Raw genomic sequence first — 19,078 nt, 5'->3', positions numbered from 1 at the left:
CATGAGCAGAACGATTTTTTGTACTTACCTGCAGCGCGACGCTGAAGGCCAGGATTTCCAGCTGTACCCGGGCGAGCTGGGCAAGCGAATCTACAACGAAATCTCCAAAGAAGCCTGGGCGCAGTGGCAGTCCAAGCAAACCATGCTTATCAATGAAAGAAAGATGAGCATGATGAACCCGGAGCACCGCAAAGAGCTGGAAAACGAGATGGTCAATTTCCTGTTTGAAGGGAAAGAAGTCCATATCGAAGGCTTTACCCCGCCAGAAAAACAATAATCGTCGGCACCTTTTTGCAAACACAACACGCATACACGGAATGATGAAAAAACTTCTCGCGCTGGCTCTTGTGGCCCCGTTGCTGATCTCCTGTTCGAGCAAGAAAAACGACGACGCCTACAACGACGCGTTTATCAAGGACACCAACGGGTTCGATATTTTAATGGGGCAATTTGCCAACAACATTGAAAATATCTGGGGTATCAAAGAGGTACTGATTGCAGGCCCGAAAGATTACGTCAAATACACCGACCAATATCTGACGCGTAGCCACATTAACTTCGACGAAGGTACCATCACCGTTGAGACGATCGCGGGAACCGATCCTGCCGCGCACCTGCGCCAGGCGATCGTTACCACCCTGCTGATGGGCGACGATCCGGGTTCGATCGATCTTTATTCTGACGCCAACGACGTCCAGATTTCCAAAGAACCGTTCCTTTACGGACAGGTGGTGGATAACACCGGCCAGCCGATCCGCTGGGAAGGGCGCGCCACGAAGTTTGCCGATTATCTGCTGCAAACGCGCCTGCAAAAGCGCAGTACCGGGCTGAAAATAGTCTATAGCGTGACCATCAACCTTGTGCCTAACCACCTCGACAAGCGTGCCCATAAGTACCTTGGCATGGTGCGTAAAGCCTCGAAGAAATACGGCGTAGAAGAGTCACTGATCCTGGCTATCATGCAGACGGAATCGAGCTTTAACCCGTATGCGGTAAGCCACGCGGATGCGCTGGGCCTGATGCAGGTTGTGCAGCACAGCGCCGGAGTTGACGTGTTCAAGGCTCAGGGGAAATGGGGTAAACCAAGCCGCAGCTTCCTGTTCGATCCGGAAAGCAATATCGATACCGGCACGGCTTATCTGGCGATTCTGCAAAACAGCTATCTGGGGCAGATTGATAACCCAACGTCACGTCGCTATGCGGTTATCACCGCTTATAACGGCGGCGCGGGCAGCGTGCTGAGAGTGTTCTCCAACGACAAAACTCAGGCATTCAGCCTGATTAACAGCATGGGGCCGGGCGACGTCTACCAGACGCTGACAACGCGCCACCCTTCCGCTGAGTCTCGTCACTATCTGTATAAGGTGAACACCGCGCAGAAGAGTTACCGCCGGCGGTAGTTTAGACGGATACCCTCACCCTTTTTTTCTCTCTCGCCCCCCTGGGGAGAGGGCCGGGGTGAGGGGCCATTCCCTCTTACTTCAACATATAACCGTACAACCGCTTAATACCGTCCGCATCCGTCTCGCTATACACGCCCTGAAGCTCGGGCGAGAAGCCCGGCAGCATGTTCACGCCCTCTTCCAGCGCCAGGAAATAGCGCAGCGCCGCTCCGCCCCAAACTTCACCCGGTACCACGCATAGCACGCCAGGCGGGTAAGGCAACGCGCCTTCCGCCGCGATACGCCCTTCGGCTTCACTCAGACGCACCAGCTCCACGTTGCCACGAATAAACTCAATGTTGGCGTCCTGCGGGTTCACCGCCACGGCGGGCAGGCTTGGCTTGCGGAACATCGCCTTCTGTAGCTCTTTAACTTCAAAGCTCACGTACAGGTCGTGCATCTCCTGGCAAAGCTGACGCAGCGTGTAGCCTTTGTAGCGCACCGGGTATTTCTGATAAATCGTTGGCAGCACGTCCGCCAGCGGCGTGTCGTCCTCGATGTGCTGTTCAAACTGCGCCAGCATCGCCACCAGCTGAGCCAGCTTATCGTGGCTTTCCGCCGGGGTAAGCAGGAACAGGATCGAGTTAAGATCCGACTTCTCCGGCACAATGCCGTTTTCGCGAAGATAGTTAGCGAGGATCGCCGCAGGCACGCCGAACCCGGTATAGCTGCCGGTTTGCGGATCAATACCCGGCGTGGTTAACAGCAGCTTGCAGGGATCGACAAAATATTCGTCCTTCGCATAGCCTTCAAAGCCGTGCCAACTTTCACCCGGCTCAAAGCTGAAGAAGCAGCGTTCCTGCGCGATCTTCTCCGTGGGATGATCCTGCCACGGGCGCCCTGCGACCTCCGGCGGAATGAACGGTTTGATCATCTTACAGTTGGCGATAATCGCCTTGCGGGCCTCAATGCCCATTGCCACGCATTCCGCCCACAGGCGACGACCGCTTTCACCCTCATGAATCTTGGCGTTTATGTCCAGCGCGGCAAACAGCGGATAGAACGGGCTGGTTGAGGCATGGAGCATGAAGGCATTGTTCAGCCGCTTGTGCGGGCAGAAGCGTGCCTGGCCCCGAAGATGGTTGTCTTTCTTATGGATCTGCGAGGTCTGGGAGAAACCGGCCTGCTGCTTGTGAACCGACTGGGTAACAAAGATCCCAGGATCGTTTTCGTTCAGATCCAGCAGCAGCGGCGAACAGTCCGCCATCATCGGAATAAACTGCTCGTAGCCGACCCATGCCGAGTCGAAGAGGATGTAATCGCACAGATGGCCGATGTTATCCACCACCTGCCGGGCGTTATAAATCGTACCGTCATAGGTGCCCAGTTGGATAACCGCCAGGCGGAACGGCCTTGCTTCCTGAGCACGCTCAGGTGCCACTTCCGCAATCAGCTCCCGCAGGTATTTCTCATCAAAACAGTGCGCGTCAATGCCGCCGATAAAACCGAATGGGTTGCGGGAAGCCTCAAGATAAACCGGCGTCGCCCCGGCCTGGATAAGTGCGCCGTGATGGTTAGATTTGTGGTTGTTACGGTCAAACAGGACCAGGTCACCGCGCGTCAGCAGCGCGTTGGTCACCACTTTGTTAGCGGCGGAGGTGCCGTTAAGCACGAAATAGGTTTTGTCAGCATGGAAAACTTTCGCGGCAAACTTCTGCGCGTGCTTGGCGGAGCCTTCGTGGATCAGCAAATCCCCAAGCTTGACGTCTGCGTTGCACATATCGGCACGAAACACGTTCTCACCGAAGAAATCATAAAACTGGCGGCCTGCAGGATGCTTTTTGAAGAACTCGCCGTGCTGGTGGCCTGGGCAGGCAAAAGTGCTGTTGTCCATCGCCACGTACTTAGTCAGCGTGTTGAAGAACGGCGGCAGCAGGTCTTCCTCGTAATCACTGGCCGCGGTTTCCAGCTCCAGATAATCCTGCGCTTTCCCGGTTATCACGCCGGTTACCGCAGGCAAGCCGTCAACGGCGGCCTCGCTGAAAATGAATACCGGTAAATTAAAACCCGTGCGCTTGAGCAAGGCCAGAATACCGCTGCGGCTATCCGCAACGGAAATGACAACTGCCGCCACATCGGTGAAGTCGGTATCGTCAAGCGTAACCACTTCGCGATGCGTTGAGAGTAATGCAGCCACATCGTGGCTGGCGGCAATTTTCAATGATTTCATAAGCACAAATCCCCGTCTGCAAGGATGAGTGAGTGCCAACCGGCACGGCAAAGGGAAAATTCCCCGGTGAAGGCGTTCTGAGGGTCTTAGGTGTGAATCCACTTCGACCGCCAGACATCAGTAAAACCAGACGGAGTCTGATTTTACTGATGTCCTGCAGCGAGCATACATTGCCCTCACCGCATGGTGAGCAAGGGACTTCGGAAGGTAATAGCAGCACGGACGAGCGCCATCCCGAAAGATGCATGGGAATTGAGAGTGAACATCAAGGCGCCCCGTAGTGAATAACAAAATTGGCGCAATCATGGCACCTTCTGCCAGGGGGTTCAATATGAAGTCTGTAACAGCCCGCACATAAATCATGCAAACGCACCGCGCTGTACAACAAAGCCATTGACGCGGAACGGGGTTTACGGTTTAATGCGCCCCGTTGCCCGGATAGCTCAGTCGGTAGAGCAGGGGATTGAAAATCCCCGTGTCCTTGGTTCGATTCCGAGTCCGGGCACCACTATTTAAAGAAACCAGCCTACGGGCTGGTTTTTTGCTTTCTGGCGTCTGGACTCTTCATCGAACAAGTTCGATTATTCGCCTCATCCATGAGGCTCACCCCTTCGGGGCCAGCGCAAGCGCTGTTCAAAACGTTCCCAACGTTTTAGTACTCGTATCATCCTGATACTCGCCCTACGGGCCAGCGCAAGCGCTGTTCAAACGCCTTCGGCGTTAGTCCGAGTCCGGGCACCACTATTTAAAGAAACCAGCCTACGGGCTGGTTTTTTGCTTTCTGGCGTCTGGACTCTTCATCGAACAAGTTCGATTATTCGCCTCATCCATGAGGCTCACCCCTTCGGGGCCAGCGCAAGCGCTGTTCAAAAACGTTCCCGACGTTTTAGTATTCGCCTCATCCTGATACTCGCCCTACGGGCCAGCGCAAGCGCTGTTCAAAAACGTTCCCGACGTTTTAGTATTCGCCTCATCCATGAGGCTCACCCCTTTGGGGCCAGCGCAAGCGCTGTTCAAAACGTTCCCGACGTTTTAGTCTTCACCGCATCTTGAACCACTAATTATTCGTTCTTTATCACCGTTTTTTATCGTCAGCTGAATAGCCGACATCTTGTTACTTTCCTTGATCGTTATTATCTCAGCACCAAACTCTCCGGTATCAATTAATCCAGTGCGCATCTGCATTTTGGCATTTTTCTTCCACTTATCGTTGTAAACAGGCGTGGTTTGAAAATTTAAATCAGTGCCATTAATGCTGACAGATAATAAATTGCCTCTTTCAGCATAGTTAAGTGGGTATCTGGATACTCCACCCGCTACGACTTCCCCAGTGCTAATCTGTGTGTCCCGAATCAGAACACCAGTACATTGATCGGCCAATGCTGCACCAGAGATAATAAATCCTATAAAAACAGACAGTATTTTTTTCATCGAAAAACCACATCACACCAGAGTAAATAACAAACACATCAAAAAGATAAAGAGCCCCCCATCAATAACAGGGGACTCTATTGTTCATTTAAATAATCTATTTGTCTTTGACCACAATCAGCGGTTCGATATCGCTCTCTTTTTTAATCACCAGCGAATCATCCCCCCGCAGGCAGGTGCCACCGTAGCTGCCGCCAACCGTAAAGGTACAAACCTGGATGTATTTGCCGTCCACTTTCGGCAGACACCACAGCTGCTGATAGATATTCTTGCGGGCAACAAACTTGCCGCTGGTTTGATCCAGCAGCTCATCGTGGTGGCTTATCAAGTCGATGTTACTGCCGCACCGGCCTGCGATAGGTTTCACCGCATAACCTGTTTTTGCCAGCAGCTCGTTCACCTCAAAATCCGTATCCAGCAGATAACGGTGGTTCGGGAATAGCTGCCAGAGCACCGGCAGAATGGCTTTGTTACCGGGAATCACCGTCCATAGCGGCTCAAACACCAGCACTTCAGGGCGAAGCAAGACGTCGATCAGCCTGATCTCGTTTTGAGGGTGACCGGTACGGATAGGTACGGCGGCATATTCGGTTTCGCTGACCTCGCGAATTTGCTCAATCGCCGTTTCCCACGCCCAGGTCTTCCAGACGCAGTTCACCGCCCTGCCATCGCTATCAATAAGCTGCCCGGCGCTGTCCCAGCTTAGCTCGCCCAGGCCGTGCAATATTTTGGTGTCGAACCCGGCCTGCATCAGCGACCGCTGCATGAATAAGGCGTGATAATCCTCTTCCGAGTCGTTGTCCTGCATGATGTGGACAAACGGCCGGGCGCTGCTGTGCTTCCACGCGCCGGTAAGTTCCTCGAGCAGACCTTCAGCCGGATTATGCCCGGTGCCCCGGTAACCCGTCTTAACCCACTCTTCAAGAATCAGCCCACTCTCAGTGTGGCAGGAGGCAGAATCGGCGTTGTATTCGTACACTTTCAGCCCGCGTTCATCCATACAAAAATCCATGCGGCCGCTGACCATCTGGTGGCGACGCCACTGCCAGGAAAGCCGCAGGCGAGGCCAGAGAATTTTGGGGATATCAAAAAGTGCCAGCAAATTGTCGTCTTTCAGCACTTTATCCGTAGCATGCAGGTACATCAGATGCAGCTCGTTGGTGGCCTTAATCAGCTCCTGCTCGGCGCTTTCGGTAATGGTGAAATACTGACAGGGATCTTTATTAATAATGTGGCCATTGGCCTGTATATAGGCCCGCTGGAGTTCATCTTTTTCATTCAGCCATTTACCGTCGAACTGGCGCTTGTTGGCCAGGCGAGCCCCGCCAATTTTTAACGCTTCACCGCCGATTTCCGGCTGTGGCTCACTGTGGGCCGTATCCTCAGTCTGAATCATCCAGCCGAGGATTGAGGTGTCGGTAAAGGTATCCTGCAGCGTGTAGCTCCCATCATGCTCAACCACGGTTAACTCACGCGTCCATTGTTGCCCGGCGGGTAACGGCGCATGAATCACGTTCTGCTCGGCGATGCGCACTTTATTGCCGATAAGCTGAGTGATCACCGCGACATGGCCTGTTTCATGAAACTCACCGCCCTTCTGCCAGATAAGCAGCGCACCCGCTTCAGGCGCCCGTTTTGAGCCATTAGCAAAGGCCTGCAGCGGCAGAATATTGTCGTTCACCACCTGACGTAAAAAGCGCAGAGAAAATATTTCCCACGCCATATGGACATCGGTGAACACAAAGCCGTAATTGAGGAAGAGGAAACGGCGAGCAAATTCAACGCACTGCCATTTGTGGCCCATGTATTCGTTGCCGATGTAGCTGCGAAACTCGGCTTCTTCGGGGTAATTTTTTGGGTCGAGGCTGCCGTAATTAGAAGAGTAAATCGCTACGCCACCCGGCGCATAGCCCAGAAGTGTACCGAAGGGCGAATCGTGGTCTGGTGTTCCTGTATGCATGTTTCCAACCTAAATCAGGCAGGCGGCAAAGGTCACGCTGATTGTCGTCTGCACGTTAAAATTAACCTGACAGAGAAGGTGTCATCATACACCTCTGCCCACGGTTTTGTGCAGTCGCGCTTCGTTTAAACAAAACGTATTTCGGTAAGGTTTTACCCAAAGAAAAGGCCGCCTCATCGGGCAGCCTTGATTAGCCGATTGTCAGCTACTCCTGCTGAGCGCCGTACTCGTTGCTGTTGATCCAGGCGTGATCTTTCTCCCAGGTAAACATCCACTTTCGTACCGGCCCCGCCATTACGTTCAGGTAATAACTGTCGTACCCGGCCATCGTCGCCACCGGGTGGTAGCCTTTCGGCACTTTCACCACGTCTTTGTCGTACACCGCCATACACTCATCCAGAGCGCGATCGTCGGTGTAAACGCGCTGCATGCAGAAGCCCTGCGGCGGGTTGAGCCGGTGATAATAGGTCTCTTCGAGATAGGTCTCGTGAGGCGGATTATCGACGTCGTGCTTGTGGCTTGGGTACGAGCTGGTGCAGCCCTCATTGGTATATACCTCCACCACCAGCAGGCTGTCGGCGGGCTTATCCTCGGGCAGAATATTGTGGACATAGCGCTGGTTGTGGCCTTTGCCACGCGCTTCAGCATCAATATCCTGCGGGGCGATAAGGCGAGTGGCATAGGTCCCTTTTCCAGGCGCGGAGCAAACGGCCAGCTCGAGCGCGGTAAGCGCCTGAACCTTAACCGGCTCGCCGGAAGTCACGTACACGGCCCAGGGTTTACGGCGTTCAAACGGGCTCATGCGGTCGCCGATTTCAGGGAAGCGGGCGAGCGGCGTATCTACCGTAGCTCGCCCCGCGACCAGCACCAGGCAACGCTCATCTTCCACGGCAGGCAGCTCCAGAATCTGCCCTTCCTGAAGCTGGTAAGCAGCAAATCCCACGTAGTCCCAGCCCGCGTTTTCCGGCGTGACGTCCTGCGTCTGCCCCTGCGCATCTGGCTGCTGCCAGCGGGAAAGTAATTCAGCCATTTACCCTCCTTAAATCAACCCAGCTTCACGAGCGAAGCGGCTCAGGTTAGCGTAGCCCAGACGCGCGTAGGTCATCGGGTGCGCCACAGCAGGATCCTGCTCAGCTTCAACAACCAGCCAGCCCTGATAGCCCTGCTTTTTCAGCAGCGCCATGATCGGCGGATAGTTCACACAGCCGTCGCCCGGTACGGTAAACACGCCGCTCAGCACCGCATCCAGGAAGCTGGTTTTACGGTTTTTCACGTCAGCCAGCACGCCAGCGCGCACGTCTTTGCAGTGCACATGATTAATGCGTGAAATCCAGCGCTCGGCCACGGCCAGAGGATCGGCTCCCGCAAAGGTCAAGTGCCCGGTGTCCAGCAACAGCCCAACTTCCGGCCCGGTGTGAAGCATCAAATTATTAACGTCGTCTGCGCTCTCGATAACCGTGCCCATATGGTGATGATAGGCAATTTGCACGCCCTGCTGCTGCGTATACCGGGCAAACGCGGTGAGCTTCTCGCCGTATTCTTGCCAGCGTTCTGCCGGGAAACGAGGACGTAAATGCACCGGGGTTTGCTGTTCACCGTGAATACAATGAGTTACCTCGGCAAAGACCAGCACCTTCGCACCCAGCTCGCGGAGCAACGTCAGATGCGGCTGCACGGCTTCAATTTCCTCCTCCACGGAACATTCCAGTAGCCGCCCGGAATACCAGCCGGAAACCAGCTTTAACGCATGCTTGTCGAGAATCGGCCCCAGCACGCCGGCCTCTCGCGGGAATTTATTCCCTAGCTCAAAACCTTCAAACCCGGCCTCTTTGCCCTCGCTCAGGCAGGTATCCAGCGGCGTGTCTGCGCCCAAAGAAGGCAGATCGTCATTGGTCCAGGTCAGGGGGTTAATGCCTAAATGCACGGTCATAATGCTCTCCTTAGTGTTTATGCTAGCCGCGCTCGCGCCACAGGGCGATCAGCCGCAGGTAATTGTCACGGATGCGTGCCACCAGCTGCGCATCGTCGATATCGCGTTTTAGCCAGGCCTGCGAGGCTTCGCCAAACAGCGTGCGCCCTACCGCAAAGCCTTTCACAATCGGGTAATTGGCTGCCGCGTTGAAACCGTCGCGCAGCACGTCGACCGGGGCATCCAGCCCGAGGATCACCACGCCGCGGCAGTGGGGATCGCGCTTCTCAACCAGCTCGCTCAGTGCGGCCCAGCCAGCGCTGGTCAGCGGCGGAAGCTTCCACCAGTCAGGGTAAATACCAAGGTTGTAGAAGCGGGAAACGGCTCTGAGATAAAGCTCGTCGCTGCGCGGCATATTCGCCGGCAGGATAACTTCCAGTAGCAGCTCGTGACCCGACTGGCAGCAGGCGCTGTACACTTCCGCAATCTTCTGCTCCTGCTCGAGGCGCAGGGCATGGGCGTCTTCCGGGTGGAAAAAGACCAGGCATTTAACGATGTGTTCCTGCGGCCAGCTAATCAGCTGCGAGCCTATGTTGCCGTGCTCCATTTCCAGCGGACGCGAGCCCGGCAGTTCAATCGGACGGCCAATCCACCAGCCTTCACCGGTGATCGAATTCAGCGCGTCTTGCCCGAAGGTGCCGTCGCACAGCAGACCGGCCTTGCCCTCCAGTTCGGCACGCTGAGCGGCATCACGGCTGGCCTGCAAAATCAGCTGTTTCAAAACCGGAATACGACGTAAATCCGCCCCGCTTTTGAGCGCCATCTCTTCCAGTTGGCTACGATGGTCGAAAGCCATCACGCAGAGTTCCGGCCACTGGCGGCGGCGAGTGGTGACGCGGTGCAGGTGGTTCAGACGAGCGTCGAGATCCGGGCGAGGCACCAGGTGCTCGCGCGAAAGATAGTCATCCAGTTCGATTTTGCTCGGCATCGCCGGAGCGCAGCCGTGGCGTGAAACTACCAGCGCGCCGCAGGCATTGGCATAGCGGCAGGCCTGCTCCCAGCCTTCATCATTAAGGTAGCCGCGCAGCAGCCCGGACATAAACGCGTCCCCTGCGCCCAGCACGTTGAGAACTTCCACACGCACGCCGCTGACGTTGATCCCGCCGTCCAGCGAATCAGGAATCAGCCCGAGGAATACCGAGCAGCCCTGCGCCCCGCGCTTACAGACCATCGCTGCATCCGTCGTCTGACGTACTTTTTTCAACGCCGCCAGCGTGTCGGTTGAGCCCCCGGCAATATGAAACTCCTCTTCGGTGCCGACGATGACGTCAAAAAGATGCAGAACGGATTGCAGCTGTTTTGTCACCTGCTCAGCTTCAACAAAGCGCGTCTCGCCGTCGCCAAGAGAGGCCAGCCCCCACAACACCGGGCGGTAATCGATATCCAGCACGGTGCGCACATCGTTCCGGCGGGCATAGTTCAGCGCTGTCAGCACCGCCTCACGGGTACGCGGATTAGAAAGATGTGTGCCGGTGATCGCCAGGCAGCGGGCGGAGGCAATGTACTCTTCGCTGAAATCATCCGCCGTAATTGCCATATCGGCACAGTTGTCGCGGTAAAAAATCAGCGGAAAAGTGTCGCGATCTTTGATGCCCAGCAGCACCAGCGCCGTCAGCCGATCTTTATCGGTGATTAAATGGCTGGTATCACAGCCGACCTGGCTAAGCTCTTCACGCAAAAAGCGCCCCATGTGCTCGTCGCCAACGCGCGCCAGCATGGAAGATTTCAGCCCCTGGCGTGCGGTGCCGTAGGCCACATTGCCGGACGAACCGCCAAGATAGCGGGCGAAGCTGCTGGCATCTTCCAGCCGCGCGCCAATCTGTTGGCTGTAGAGATCTACCGCGACCCGCCCCATGCAAATCAGATCCAACTGCTTTTCTTTCATGCTTCGTCCTCAGACAATGTCAGATACGTTGACCCAGCGCCCCTGCTGGTGAGACAGGGCGATAGCATCGAGAATGCGCGATACCTTCCAGCCCTCTTCAAAATCCGGCCACATCGGCTTATCAGCGGCAATGCCGTCGATCAGATCGCGCACCTCTACCGTTTTTTGATCGTTAAAACCGATGCCGTGTCCCGCCCCCATGCAGAACGAGCCGTAGTCCGGATGGGCCGGGCCAACCAGCAGCGTACGGAACCCCTGGCGGCCTTCCGGATCGCTTTGCAGATAAAGCTTCAGCTCCGCCATTCGCTCCTGGGTAAAGCTCAGTGCGCCTTTCGTGCCGGTGATAGTCCAGGTCAGCCCCATTTTTCTGCCGCTGGCAACGCGTGACGTTTCGATCACCCCCTGAGCACCGCCTTCAAAACGCACCATCGCGTGCGCCTGATCTTCGTTTTCCACGGCAACCATTTCGCTACTGCCCGCCGAAGCCGGGCGCTGCGGAACCACTATTTTCAAATCGCCGCAGACTTCGCGAATGTCGCCCACCAGGTACTGCGCCATATTGACGATGTGCGCCGCCAGATCCCCCAGCGCGCCAAGCCCTGCGGTTTCTTTGAAGCAGTGCCAGTGGATCGGCGAAAGCGGATCGGCCATATAGTCTTCGTTATGGGTGCCGTAGAAGTGAATCACTTCGCCAATCTCTCCGCGTTCAATAATCTGCTTTGCCAGCTGCGCGGTCGGGTTCTTCATGTAGTTGAAGCCGACCAATGTCTTCACGCCAGCCAGATCGGCGGCATCCACCATCAGCCGGGCATCGCGGGCGTTGAGCGCCAGCGGCTTCTCCGAATAGACGTGCTTGCCGTGGCGAATCGCCTCCAGCGCCATCTCTTTATGCAGATGATTTGGGGAGCAGATGTCCACCACATCGATGTTTGGATCTGCTACCAGCTCGCGCCAGTCGCCGGTGGAGCGATTAAAGCCAAACGCCGTAGCGCGTTTGGCCGCCAGCTCAGGCGTGACTTCCGCCACCATTTCACGGACCAGTTCGCCCTGCAGATCAAAAACCGTCGGCGCCTGCGCGTAGGCTATTGCGTGCGCTTTGCCGATGTAGCCGGTGCCGATTAAACCAATTCTGACCTTTTTCATGTGTTGTTCCTGAAGTCGTTACCTGTCCTTTACCCTCACCCCGGCCCTCTCCCTGAAAGGGAGAGGGGAAAACAGAGGCAGCGTTGAAAATATCCCCGCGCTTATCCCCTCTTCCCTCTGGGGAGAGCTGTAATGGTGTCCCCTCTTTTTTCCCCTCTCCCCTCTGGGGAGAGCTGTAATGGTGTCCCCTCTTTTTTCCCCTCTCCCCTCTGGGGAGAGGGTTAGGGTGAGGGGCAATCCTTACAGCGCGCCACGGCGGTTCTTGGCGTAGGTATCAAACGCCACCGCCAGCACGATAATCAGCCCGGTAATGATCTGCTGGTAATAGGCCGAGACGTTCATCAACACCAGGCCGTTAATCAGGATCCCCATGATGATGGCGCCGATGATCGTGCCGCTGATCCGCCCGTAGCCGCCCATCAGGGACGTGCCGCCGATCACCACCGAGGCGATCACCCGCAGCTCAAAGGAGATCCCCGCCACCGCTTCGGCGCTGCCGAGGCGGGCGCTGAGCACAAAGCCCGCCAGCCCTGCGAGGCAGCCGATAACGACATACACGCTGACCAGCACGCGCTTAACGTCGACCCCGGCGAGACGAGCCGCTTCGGGGTTGCCGCCGATGGCATAGACGAAGCGTCCCCAGCGGGTTTTATGCAGCGCCAGATAGCCCAGAATCGAGACAATGGCGAAGATCCAGATAGGAATGGAGATGCCGAGCATTTCGCCGCGTCCCCACCAGCGGTAGCCCGCATCGAAACCGGCAATAGGCGCACCATCGTTAATCACCAGCGTCAGGCCGCGCCAGATAGTCATCCCGCCCAGCGTGACGATGAACGGCGGCAGGCGCAGGCGAGTGACGCCCAGTCCGTGCAGGAAGCCTATTAGCGTGCCAATAGCCAGGCAGATCCCAAGCCCCAACAGCCAGCTAAAACCGCCCCAGGCGTTGGGATCGACGGTAGTAAAGTTGTCACCCTTGATCACATAAGCCGCGGTCATTGCGCAGACCGCAAGGATCGAACCAACCGAGAGATCGATACCCGCCGTAAGAATGACAAAGGTCATACCCACCGCAATGATCCCGTAAATGGAAACCTCGGTCAGGATGTTGAAAATATTACGTTCGGACAGGAAGTTACTGTTCTGCGACTGGAAGAAAATCAGCAGCAGGAACATGAAGATCAGCACCCCGAAGCGCTCAAAGAAAGCGATCGGATCGAAGCGCGAAGCGCTTTTTGCCGGCGTCTGGCTTTTGGTAATCATCTGCGTCATGGGCTCCCCCGTTATGCGGCGCTTAAGGCGCTATGGTTGATGGCCATCAGGGTCATCAGCCGCTCTTCGTTGGCTTCATCGCCGTGCAGTTCGCCGGTCACCCGCCCTTCGCTGAGGGTGATTATCCGGTCAGACACCGCGAGGATTTCCGGCAGATCGGAAGAGATAACGATCACCGCCACGCCCCGCTTTGCCATCTCGAACAGTACCTGGTGCACTTCAGACTTGGTGCCAACATCAATGCCGCGGGTCGGCTCATCAACGATCAGCACCCGTGGATTAAGCGCCATACAGCGCGCAAGGATCACTTTTTGCTGATTACCGCCGGAGAGCTTGCGCACCTCCTGCTCGGCGTTAACCATTTTGATTTGCAGCGCCTGCCGATAGGACTCGATCAGCGCGTCCTCTTTACGTGGGCTAACGAAATAGCGCCAGGTCAGCAGCGACGAGAGGCTGGACAAAGACAGGTTGTCGCGGATCGACAGGCCAAGAACCGCGCCCTCTTTTTTACGATCCTCCGGCACCAGCGCGATCCCCTGCTCCAGAGCATGCATCGGGTTTTGCGGCTGATAGGGTTTACCGTCCAGCTCGAAGATGCCGGTGGTGAATTTGTCGGCGCCAAACAGGCAGCGGGCGACTTCGGTGCGCCCGGCGCCTACCAGCCCGGCGATGCCCAGCACTTCACCGGCATGCACGTGGAAACTGATATCTTTTAATGCGATACCGTGAGGATCGAGCGGCGGTTTTTCACGGCTGAGCCCCTTCACCGCCAGGCGAATGGGCTTGTCTTCATGGTGCGTGAGGCTGGCATCGCGGCGGTTAAACACCACGTCGCGACCGACCATCAGGCGAATAATTTGCTCCACGTTGGTGCCCGCCACGTCGCCGGAACCGGTATAGCGGCCATCCTGGAACACGGTGAAACGGTCGCAAAGCTGGAAGACTTCGTGCAGGCGATGGGTGACATAAATAATGCTAACGCCGCGACCTTTAAGCTCCCGCACCACGCGGTGCAGGCTTTCGACTTCGCTGTCGCTCAACGCGGCAGAAGGCTCATCCATAATGATCAATCGGGCATTCAGCGTCAGCGCTCTGGCAATCTCCACCATTTGCTGCTGGGCAACGCTCAGGCGGGCAACGGCGGTCGTCGGCGCTACGTTGAGCTGTAAATAGTCCAGAATGACCTGCGCTTCCTGGTTCACCGCTTTGCTGTCGACGATAAGATTCCGGCGGCGCGGCTCACGGCCAAGAAACATGTTTTCCGCCACCGTCATATTAGGCAGCAGGTTAAACTCTTGATAAATGGTAATAATGCCTTTGTTCTGGCGCTCCACCGGCGAGTCATCAACGGGCAGCGTTTCACCGTTAAACCAGATCTCGCCGCGCGTTTGCGGCTGTGCTCCGGCCAGCGCCTTTAGCAGCGTGGATTTTCCCGCGCCGTTCTCCCCCAGCAGGGCGTGAATTTCCCCCTGCCCGACGCTGAGCTGAGCGCTGCTCAGCGCCCACACGCCGGAGAAACTTTTCGCCAGGTCGGTCACTTTCAGTAAAGGTTGCGACATCAGACTGCTCCTCTGTTGCGCCCGTCCGCATCGGGACGGGCACTGTCAGATCTACTTGCCGGCTTCGCCGATACGCTCTGCTTGATCCAGGTTTTCTTTGGTTATCATCGTTGGCGCGTAATCTGCTCCGGTGATCGCCTTCTTCTCACGGATATTGGCCACCAGTTGGCTCATCGCCGTCTTCACCGCAAAACCTGGACGTTGATCGGCGGTTGCCGCCAGCCAGCCATCGCGCACGCGGGCCAGCGCTTCCGGCACGGCGTCAAAGCCTGTCACCAGCACTTCACCCGGCTTCATGCCCTGCCCCTGCAGCGCTTCAATGGCTCCCAGCGCCATATCGTCGTTGGCAGAAAGAATGACCTGAGGTTTTTTCGGCAGCGACGGCAGCACGCTTTCAACGATGCGCATACCTTCAGAACGCATCCAGTTTCCGGTCTGATCGGCGACGATCTTGTATTTATCGCCTCCGGCTTTCAGGCCATCACGGATCCCTTTGGTGCGCTCTATGTTGGAGGAAGAGCCCGGCTGGCCGGTCAGCAGCACGATGTCCGCGCCGTCAGGGAATTTGGCTTTCACAAAGTCAGCCACCGCCTGGCCGCCTTTGTAGTTGTTGGCGCCGAAATGCAGCACCGGCTTTTCGCTGGCTACCGAGCGGTCGAGCGTGACCACCGGCAGATTAGCGTCCTGAATTTCTCCTACCGCGCTCGACACGGCGTTAACGTCATTCGGCGAAACAATAAATCCCTGCGCGCCACGGGTAATGGCGTTTTCCAGGTCGGCAGCCTGCTTAGGAGAGCTGCCCTGGCTGTCGAGCACCTGCAGCTTAACGCCCATCTCTTTGGCGGCCTGCACGGCGGTGCGCTGCATATGCACTTCAAACGGCATAGCGAGGTTTGGGGTGCTAAAAACAATCTGTTCGTTTTCGGCCAGCGCCGGAGCCGTGGTCAGGGCGATGAGGGCGGCGAGGATCAGCTTTTTCATTGTTATCTCTCTTCTATGTGTAGGGTCTTCGGAGGTTACAAAGCAACTTCGCGCTGGCTACGCAGTGACTCCAGCGCCTTGTCGGCCAGGTACAGGGCGCGTTCACCGTCATCGCCGCTGCACTCGGGTTTGGCCTCACCGCGCAGGACGGCAACAAAGTGCTGCCATTCGGCGGCGTAGGCATCTTTGTAGCGCTGGAGGAAGAAGTGTTCTGGCAACGCGCTGTTGTGACCGCCGTCGCCGAAGAACTGGACCTGATTTTCCAGAATATTGCCGGCGGTCAGCAGGCCCTTAGAACCGTGTAGCTCGAGGCGCTGGTCGTATCCGTAGGCCGAACGACGGCTGTTAACGATGGTGGCCAGCGCGCCAGAAGCGTATTTCAGGACGATAAACGCGGTATCGATGTCTCCCGCCGCGCCAATCGCCGGGTCAACCAGGTTGCTGCCCTGGGCGTACACCGAAACGGGCTCTTCACCCATGATGAAGCGAGCCATATCAAAGTCATGAATGGTCATGTCGCGGAACATCCCGCCGGAGACACGCACATATTCTGCAGGCGGTGGCGACGGGTCGCGAGAGATAATCACCAGCGATTCCGGCGTCCCGATGCGCCCCTGCAGCACTTCGTTTTTCACTTTACGGAACTGCGGATCGAAGCGGCGGTTAAAGCCAATGAACAGCGGAACATCACGCTCTTTAACGACTTTCAGGCAGTCACGCACGCGAGCCAGATCCAGGTGTACCGGCTTTTCACAGAAAATAGCCTTGCCGTGTTTGGCGGCAAGCTCAATCAGGTCCGCATGGGTATCGGTCGCCGAGGCGATCAGCACGGCATGCACCTCCGGGTCACTCATCGCCTGTTCAACGCTTTGCTGGCGAGCCTGGTATTTTTCGGCAATGCGCGCGGCGTTTTCTGCATTAGGGTCGACAACGGACCAGAGGGTGGAATGCGGATGGGCAGCAATATTGGCGGCGTGGATCTGGCCGATACGGCCTGCTCCTAGTAAAGCAATGTTAAACATGGCGGCTCCCGAAAGTGGTGTTGCAGTAGGGTCATGAGCCGGGCAGGCCGGCCTTCACGTGCAGCTGAATAACGACGCCTTAAATAAAACATTTATTTCATTTTAATGCAGAGTGAAAGTTTCATTTTTGCGCAGAGGTTAACATTTTGATGATTTATCGACTTCATTTTGCTAGCAAAATCACAACAACGGGTGAATTAACGCCTGCACAGAGAAGGGATTTGAGAGAGGGAGCGCGTTCATAGATCGACAAAGAACACAGATGAAGTGAAAATGAAATGAACATTCCGCCAAATGGTCTGGCGGAATGCTAAAGGACTAGTACTGACGGGCTTTTTTGAGCTTACCAGCGGTTTGTTCCGCGGCATCGGTCACGGCGCTCGAGCGCGAAACCTGGGCATCTCCGGTACGCCACCAGGCTTCGTAATCGTGCGTCATGGTTTTAGGCAGCACTTTGATATCCAGCAGCGTCGGTCCCGGCTCCCGGCGGGAGGCTTCCAGGGCAGCAAGCAGCTCAGACTCGCCGTTGACCCGCCAGGCTTTGCAGCCATAGCTTTCGGCATTTTGGGCAAAGTCCACCTTCACCAGCGGGCCATCAAGCCTGCCGCTTTGCGGGTTACGGGAACGATTTTCGGTGCCAAAACTGCCCATTCCGTGGCCCATTTGCAGGTTATTGATGCAGCCGAAGCCGGCGTTATCAAACAGCAAAATGGTGATTTTTATCCCTTCCTGGACGGCGGTTTGCATCTCAGAATGCAGCATCAGGTAAGATCCGTCCCCGACCATCGCATACACCGGCTGCTGCGGCTTCGCGAGCTTAGCCCCTACCGCGGCGGCTATCTCATAGCCCATGCACGAATAGCCGTATTCGAGGTGATAGCTGTCCGGCGTTTTTACCTGCCACAGGCGCTGTAAATCTCCCGGCAACGACCCGGCCGCGCCCACCACGATGGCGTCCTCTTCTATATGCTGATTCACCAGGCCCAGCACGCGGGTTTGCGTTAATGAGGTGCCTAGCTCGTGGCTGTATTCCTGCAACGTTTCATCCAGGTGGCCCGCCACTTCTGGAGGTTCTCCTGGTTGCCAGTTCCGCCTCCACAACCGTTGGCACTCGTCGCGCCAGGCCGCTTGAGCGTGAGCTGCTTCGTCCTGCCAGGCAGCGTGGTAGCCTGCCTGATGCAGGCCGGTAGTCAGCCATTCAAGCCCAATCTTTGCATCGGCTACCAGCGGCGTGGCGTCCAGCTTGAGGGCGTCGAACTCGGCCACGTTAAGCAGCAGGAAGTCGGCCTCAGGTGAAAATAGTGATTTAGAACCGGTGGTGAAGTCGGTCAAGCGGGTACCCACGCCAATAATCAGATCGGCCTGCGGCGCAAGCCGATTAGCCGCCAGGCCGCCCGTCACGCCGAGGCCGCCGAGATTAAGTGAGTGCTCGCTTACAATTGCACCTTTCCCGGCCTGCGTTTCGGCAAACGGCAGCCCGAAGCCCTCCACAAAATGCTGAAATGCCTGATGCGCGCCTGAATAGCGAACCCCTCCGCCGCAGATAACCAGCGGGCGACGCTTGCCGGCAATCAGCTTCAACGCAGCCTGCAGGCGGCTTTCATCCGGCGGGCGCCGTTCAATATGATGTACTCGCTTCTCGAAGAAGCTTTGCGGATAATCCCAGGCTTCCCCCTGCACGTCCTGCGGCAGGCAAATCGTTACCGCTCCCGTTTCCGCGGGGTTAGTAAGTACTCGCATGGCACTAATCATGGCGCTCATCAGCTGCTCCGGGCGGTTAATCCTGTCCCAGTAGCGGGACACAGGCCGGAAGCAGTCGTTGGTGCTGATGCTGAGATCGTGATACTGCTCGATTTGCTGGAGCACCGGGTCCGGCTGCCGGCTGGCATAGATGTCGCCGGGCAGCAACAACAAAGGAATGCGGTTGGCGGTGGCCGTTGCGGCGGCAGTCACCATATTTGCCGCCCCTGGCCCCACGGATGAGCTCACGGCATAAATGCGCTGCCGACGGTGCTGTTTGGCGAAGCCAGTGGCGATATGCGCCATGCCCTGCTCGTTGCAGCCCTGATGTACCTTCAGGTGGCCGGGTTCCTCCTCCAGCGCCTGCCCAAGGCCGAGCACGTTGCCGTGCCCGAAAATGGTCATTACGCCCTCAACAAACGGCTGCTCGCGCCCGTCGATTTCAACGTACTGCTGGTTTAAAAACCTGACCAGCGCCTGCGCCATGGTCATGCGTTGTGTCGTCAT

At 56.7% G+C, this 19,078-nt stretch carries 14 protein-coding genes and 1 tRNA gene; 3 read left to right on the top strand and 12 right to left on the bottom strand.

Features of this window, described 5'->3' with window-relative positions; all coding sequences use genetic code 11:
- The first annotated feature begins 1 nt into the window (after position 1).
- On the top strand, positions 2–277 hold the full coding sequence (locus JT31_RS15440) for an oxidative damage protection protein (RefSeq protein WP_008461529.1): 276 nt from the start codon (positions 2–4) through the stop codon (positions 275–277).
- A 43-nt stretch (positions 278–320) separates the two neighbouring features.
- Positions 321–1,400, top strand: coding sequence for a membrane-bound lytic murein transglycosylase MltC (gene mltC / locus JT31_RS15435; RefSeq protein WP_052049007.1), 1,080 nt, complete (start codon positions 321–323; stop codon positions 1,398–1,400).
- A gap of 76 nt (positions 1,401–1,476) precedes the next feature.
- On the opposite strand, the gene JT31_RS15430 is transcribed toward mltC, so the two are convergent.
- Positions 1,477–3,612, bottom strand: a complete 2,136-nt coding sequence (locus tag JT31_RS15430; RefSeq protein ID WP_038478940.1) for an ornithine decarboxylase — start codon at positions 3,610–3,612, stop codon at positions 1,477–1,479.
- A 432-nt stretch (positions 3,613–4,044) separates the two neighbouring features.
- Between JT31_RS15430 and JT31_RS15425 the strand changes: the two genes are divergently transcribed.
- A tRNA-Phe gene (locus JT31_RS15425) sits at positions 4,045–4,120 on the top strand.
- A 524-nt stretch (positions 4,121–4,644) separates the two neighbouring features.
- Here JT31_RS15425 and JT31_RS15420 read toward each other — a convergent pair.
- The 11 genes from JT31_RS15420 to iolD form a co-directional block, all read right to left on the bottom strand.
- The gene (locus JT31_RS15420) at positions 4,645–5,043 is read right to left on the bottom strand and encodes a hypothetical protein (protein WP_038478937.1); all 399 of its coding nucleotides are present in this window, start codon (positions 5,041–5,043) and stop codon (positions 4,645–4,647) included.
- A 97-nt stretch (positions 5,044–5,140) separates the two neighbouring features.
- On the bottom strand, positions 5,141–7,003 hold the full coding sequence (gss, locus tag JT31_RS15415; RefSeq protein ID WP_038478934.1) for a bifunctional glutathionylspermidine amidase/synthase: 1,863 nt from the start codon (positions 7,001–7,003) through the stop codon (positions 5,141–5,143).
- A gap of 205 nt (positions 7,004–7,208) precedes the next feature.
- Complete coding sequence (gene iolB, locus JT31_RS15410; protein WP_038478931.1) at positions 7,209–8,033, bottom strand: 5-deoxy-glucuronate isomerase; 825 nt, start codon at positions 8,031–8,033, stop codon at positions 7,209–7,211.
- 9 nt (positions 8,034–8,042) lie between these two features.
- Positions 8,043–8,933: a myo-inosose-2 dehydratase gene (gene iolE / locus JT31_RS15405; protein ID WP_038478928.1), complete on the bottom strand. Its 891-nt coding sequence runs from the start codon at positions 8,931–8,933 to the stop codon at positions 8,043–8,045.
- 22 nt (positions 8,934–8,955) lie between these two features.
- Positions 8,956–10,857, bottom strand: a complete 1,902-nt coding sequence (locus JT31_RS15400) for a bifunctional 5-dehydro-2-deoxygluconokinase/5-dehydro-2-deoxyphosphogluconate aldolase (protein ID WP_038478925.1) — start codon at positions 10,855–10,857, stop codon at positions 8,956–8,958.
- A 9-nt stretch (positions 10,858–10,866) separates the two neighbouring features.
- Positions 10,867–12,000, bottom strand: coding sequence for a Gfo/Idh/MocA family protein (locus tag JT31_RS15395; RefSeq protein WP_038478922.1), 1,134 nt, complete (start codon positions 11,998–12,000; stop codon positions 10,867–10,869).
- Positions 12,001–12,240: 240 nt separating this feature from the next.
- Positions 12,241–13,269: an ABC transporter permease gene (locus tag JT31_RS15390; RefSeq protein WP_038478919.1), complete on the bottom strand. Its 1,029-nt coding sequence runs from the start codon at positions 13,267–13,269 to the stop codon at positions 12,241–12,243.
- An 11-nt stretch (positions 13,270–13,280) separates the two neighbouring features.
- Positions 13,281–14,828, bottom strand: a complete 1,548-nt coding sequence (locus JT31_RS15385; RefSeq protein ID WP_038478916.1) for a sugar ABC transporter ATP-binding protein — start codon at positions 14,826–14,828, stop codon at positions 13,281–13,283.
- A 51-nt stretch (positions 14,829–14,879) separates the two neighbouring features.
- Positions 14,880–15,809 carry a sugar ABC transporter substrate-binding protein gene (locus tag JT31_RS15380; protein ID WP_038478913.1) on the bottom strand — a complete coding sequence of 310 codons (930 nt, stop codon included), beginning with the start codon at positions 15,807–15,809 and terminating at the stop codon, positions 14,880–14,882.
- Positions 15,810–15,844: 35 nt separating this feature from the next.
- Positions 15,845–16,831: an inositol 2-dehydrogenase gene (iolG, locus tag JT31_RS15375; protein WP_038478910.1), complete on the bottom strand. Its 987-nt coding sequence runs from the start codon at positions 16,829–16,831 to the stop codon at positions 15,845–15,847.
- A 318-nt stretch (positions 16,832–17,149) separates the two neighbouring features.
- Positions 17,150–19,078: a 3D-(3,5/4)-trihydroxycyclohexane-1,2-dione acylhydrolase (decyclizing) gene (gene iolD / locus JT31_RS15370; RefSeq protein ID WP_038478907.1), complete on the bottom strand. Its 1,929-nt coding sequence runs from the start codon at positions 19,076–19,078 to the stop codon at positions 17,150–17,152.

Source organism: Cedecea neteri (assembly GCF_000757825.1).
GTDB classification, from domain to species: Bacteria; Pseudomonadota; Gammaproteobacteria; order Enterobacterales; family Enterobacteriaceae; genus Cedecea; species Cedecea selenatireducens.
The sequence above is the reverse complement of the archived record's forward strand: the minus strand, read 5'-3'. Positions and strand labels throughout refer to the sequence as shown.

Bases quoted from the DNA above. Each gene is read 5' to 3' on its own strand.
- JT31_RS15390 (WP_038478919.1), bottom strand. From the start codon at position 13,269: ATGACGCAGATGATTACCAAAAGCCAGACGCCGGCAAAAAGCGCTTCG.
- JT31_RS15430 (WP_038478940.1), bottom strand. From the start codon at position 3,612: ATGAAATCATTGAAAATTGCCGCCAGCCACGATGTGGCTGCATTACTC.
- iolE (WP_038478928.1), bottom strand. From the start codon at position 8,933: ATGACCGTGCATTTAGGCATTAACCCCCTGACCTGGACCAATGACGAT.
- JT31_RS15395 (WP_038478922.1), bottom strand. From the start codon at position 12,000: ATGAAAAAGGTCAGAATTGGTTTAATCGGCACCGGCTACATCGGCAAA.
- JT31_RS15400 (WP_038478925.1), bottom strand. From the start codon at position 10,857: ATGAAAGAAAAGCAGTTGGATCTGATTTGCATGGGGCGGGTCGCGGTA.
- iolD (WP_038478907.1), bottom strand. From the start codon at position 19,078: ATGACGACACAACGCATGACCATGGCGCAGGCGCTGGTCAGGTTTTTA.
- JT31_RS15385 (WP_038478916.1), bottom strand. From the start codon at position 14,828: ATGTCGCAACCTTTACTGAAAGTGACCGACCTGGCGAAAAGTTTCTCC.
- JT31_RS15420 (WP_038478937.1), bottom strand. From the start codon at position 5,043: ATGAAAAAAATACTGTCTGTTTTTATAGGATTTATTATCTCTGGTGCA.
- JT31_RS15440 (WP_008461529.1), top strand. From the start codon at position 2: ATGAGCAGAACGATTTTTTGTACTTACCTGCAGCGCGACGCTGAAGGC.
- iolG (WP_038478910.1), bottom strand. From the start codon at position 16,831: ATGTTTAACATTGCTTTACTAGGAGCAGGCCGTATCGGCCAGATCCAC.
- iolB (WP_038478931.1), bottom strand. From the start codon at position 8,033: ATGGCTGAATTACTTTCCCGCTGGCAGCAGCCAGATGCGCAGGGGCAG.
- gss (WP_038478934.1), bottom strand. From the start codon at position 7,003: ATGCATACAGGAACACCAGACCACGATTCGCCCTTCGGTACACTTCTG.
- JT31_RS15380 (WP_038478913.1), bottom strand. From the start codon at position 15,809: ATGAAAAAGCTGATCCTCGCCGCCCTCATCGCCCTGACCACGGCTCCG.
- mltC (WP_052049007.1), top strand. From the start codon at position 321: ATGAAAAAACTTCTCGCGCTGGCTCTTGTGGCCCCGTTGCTGATCTCC.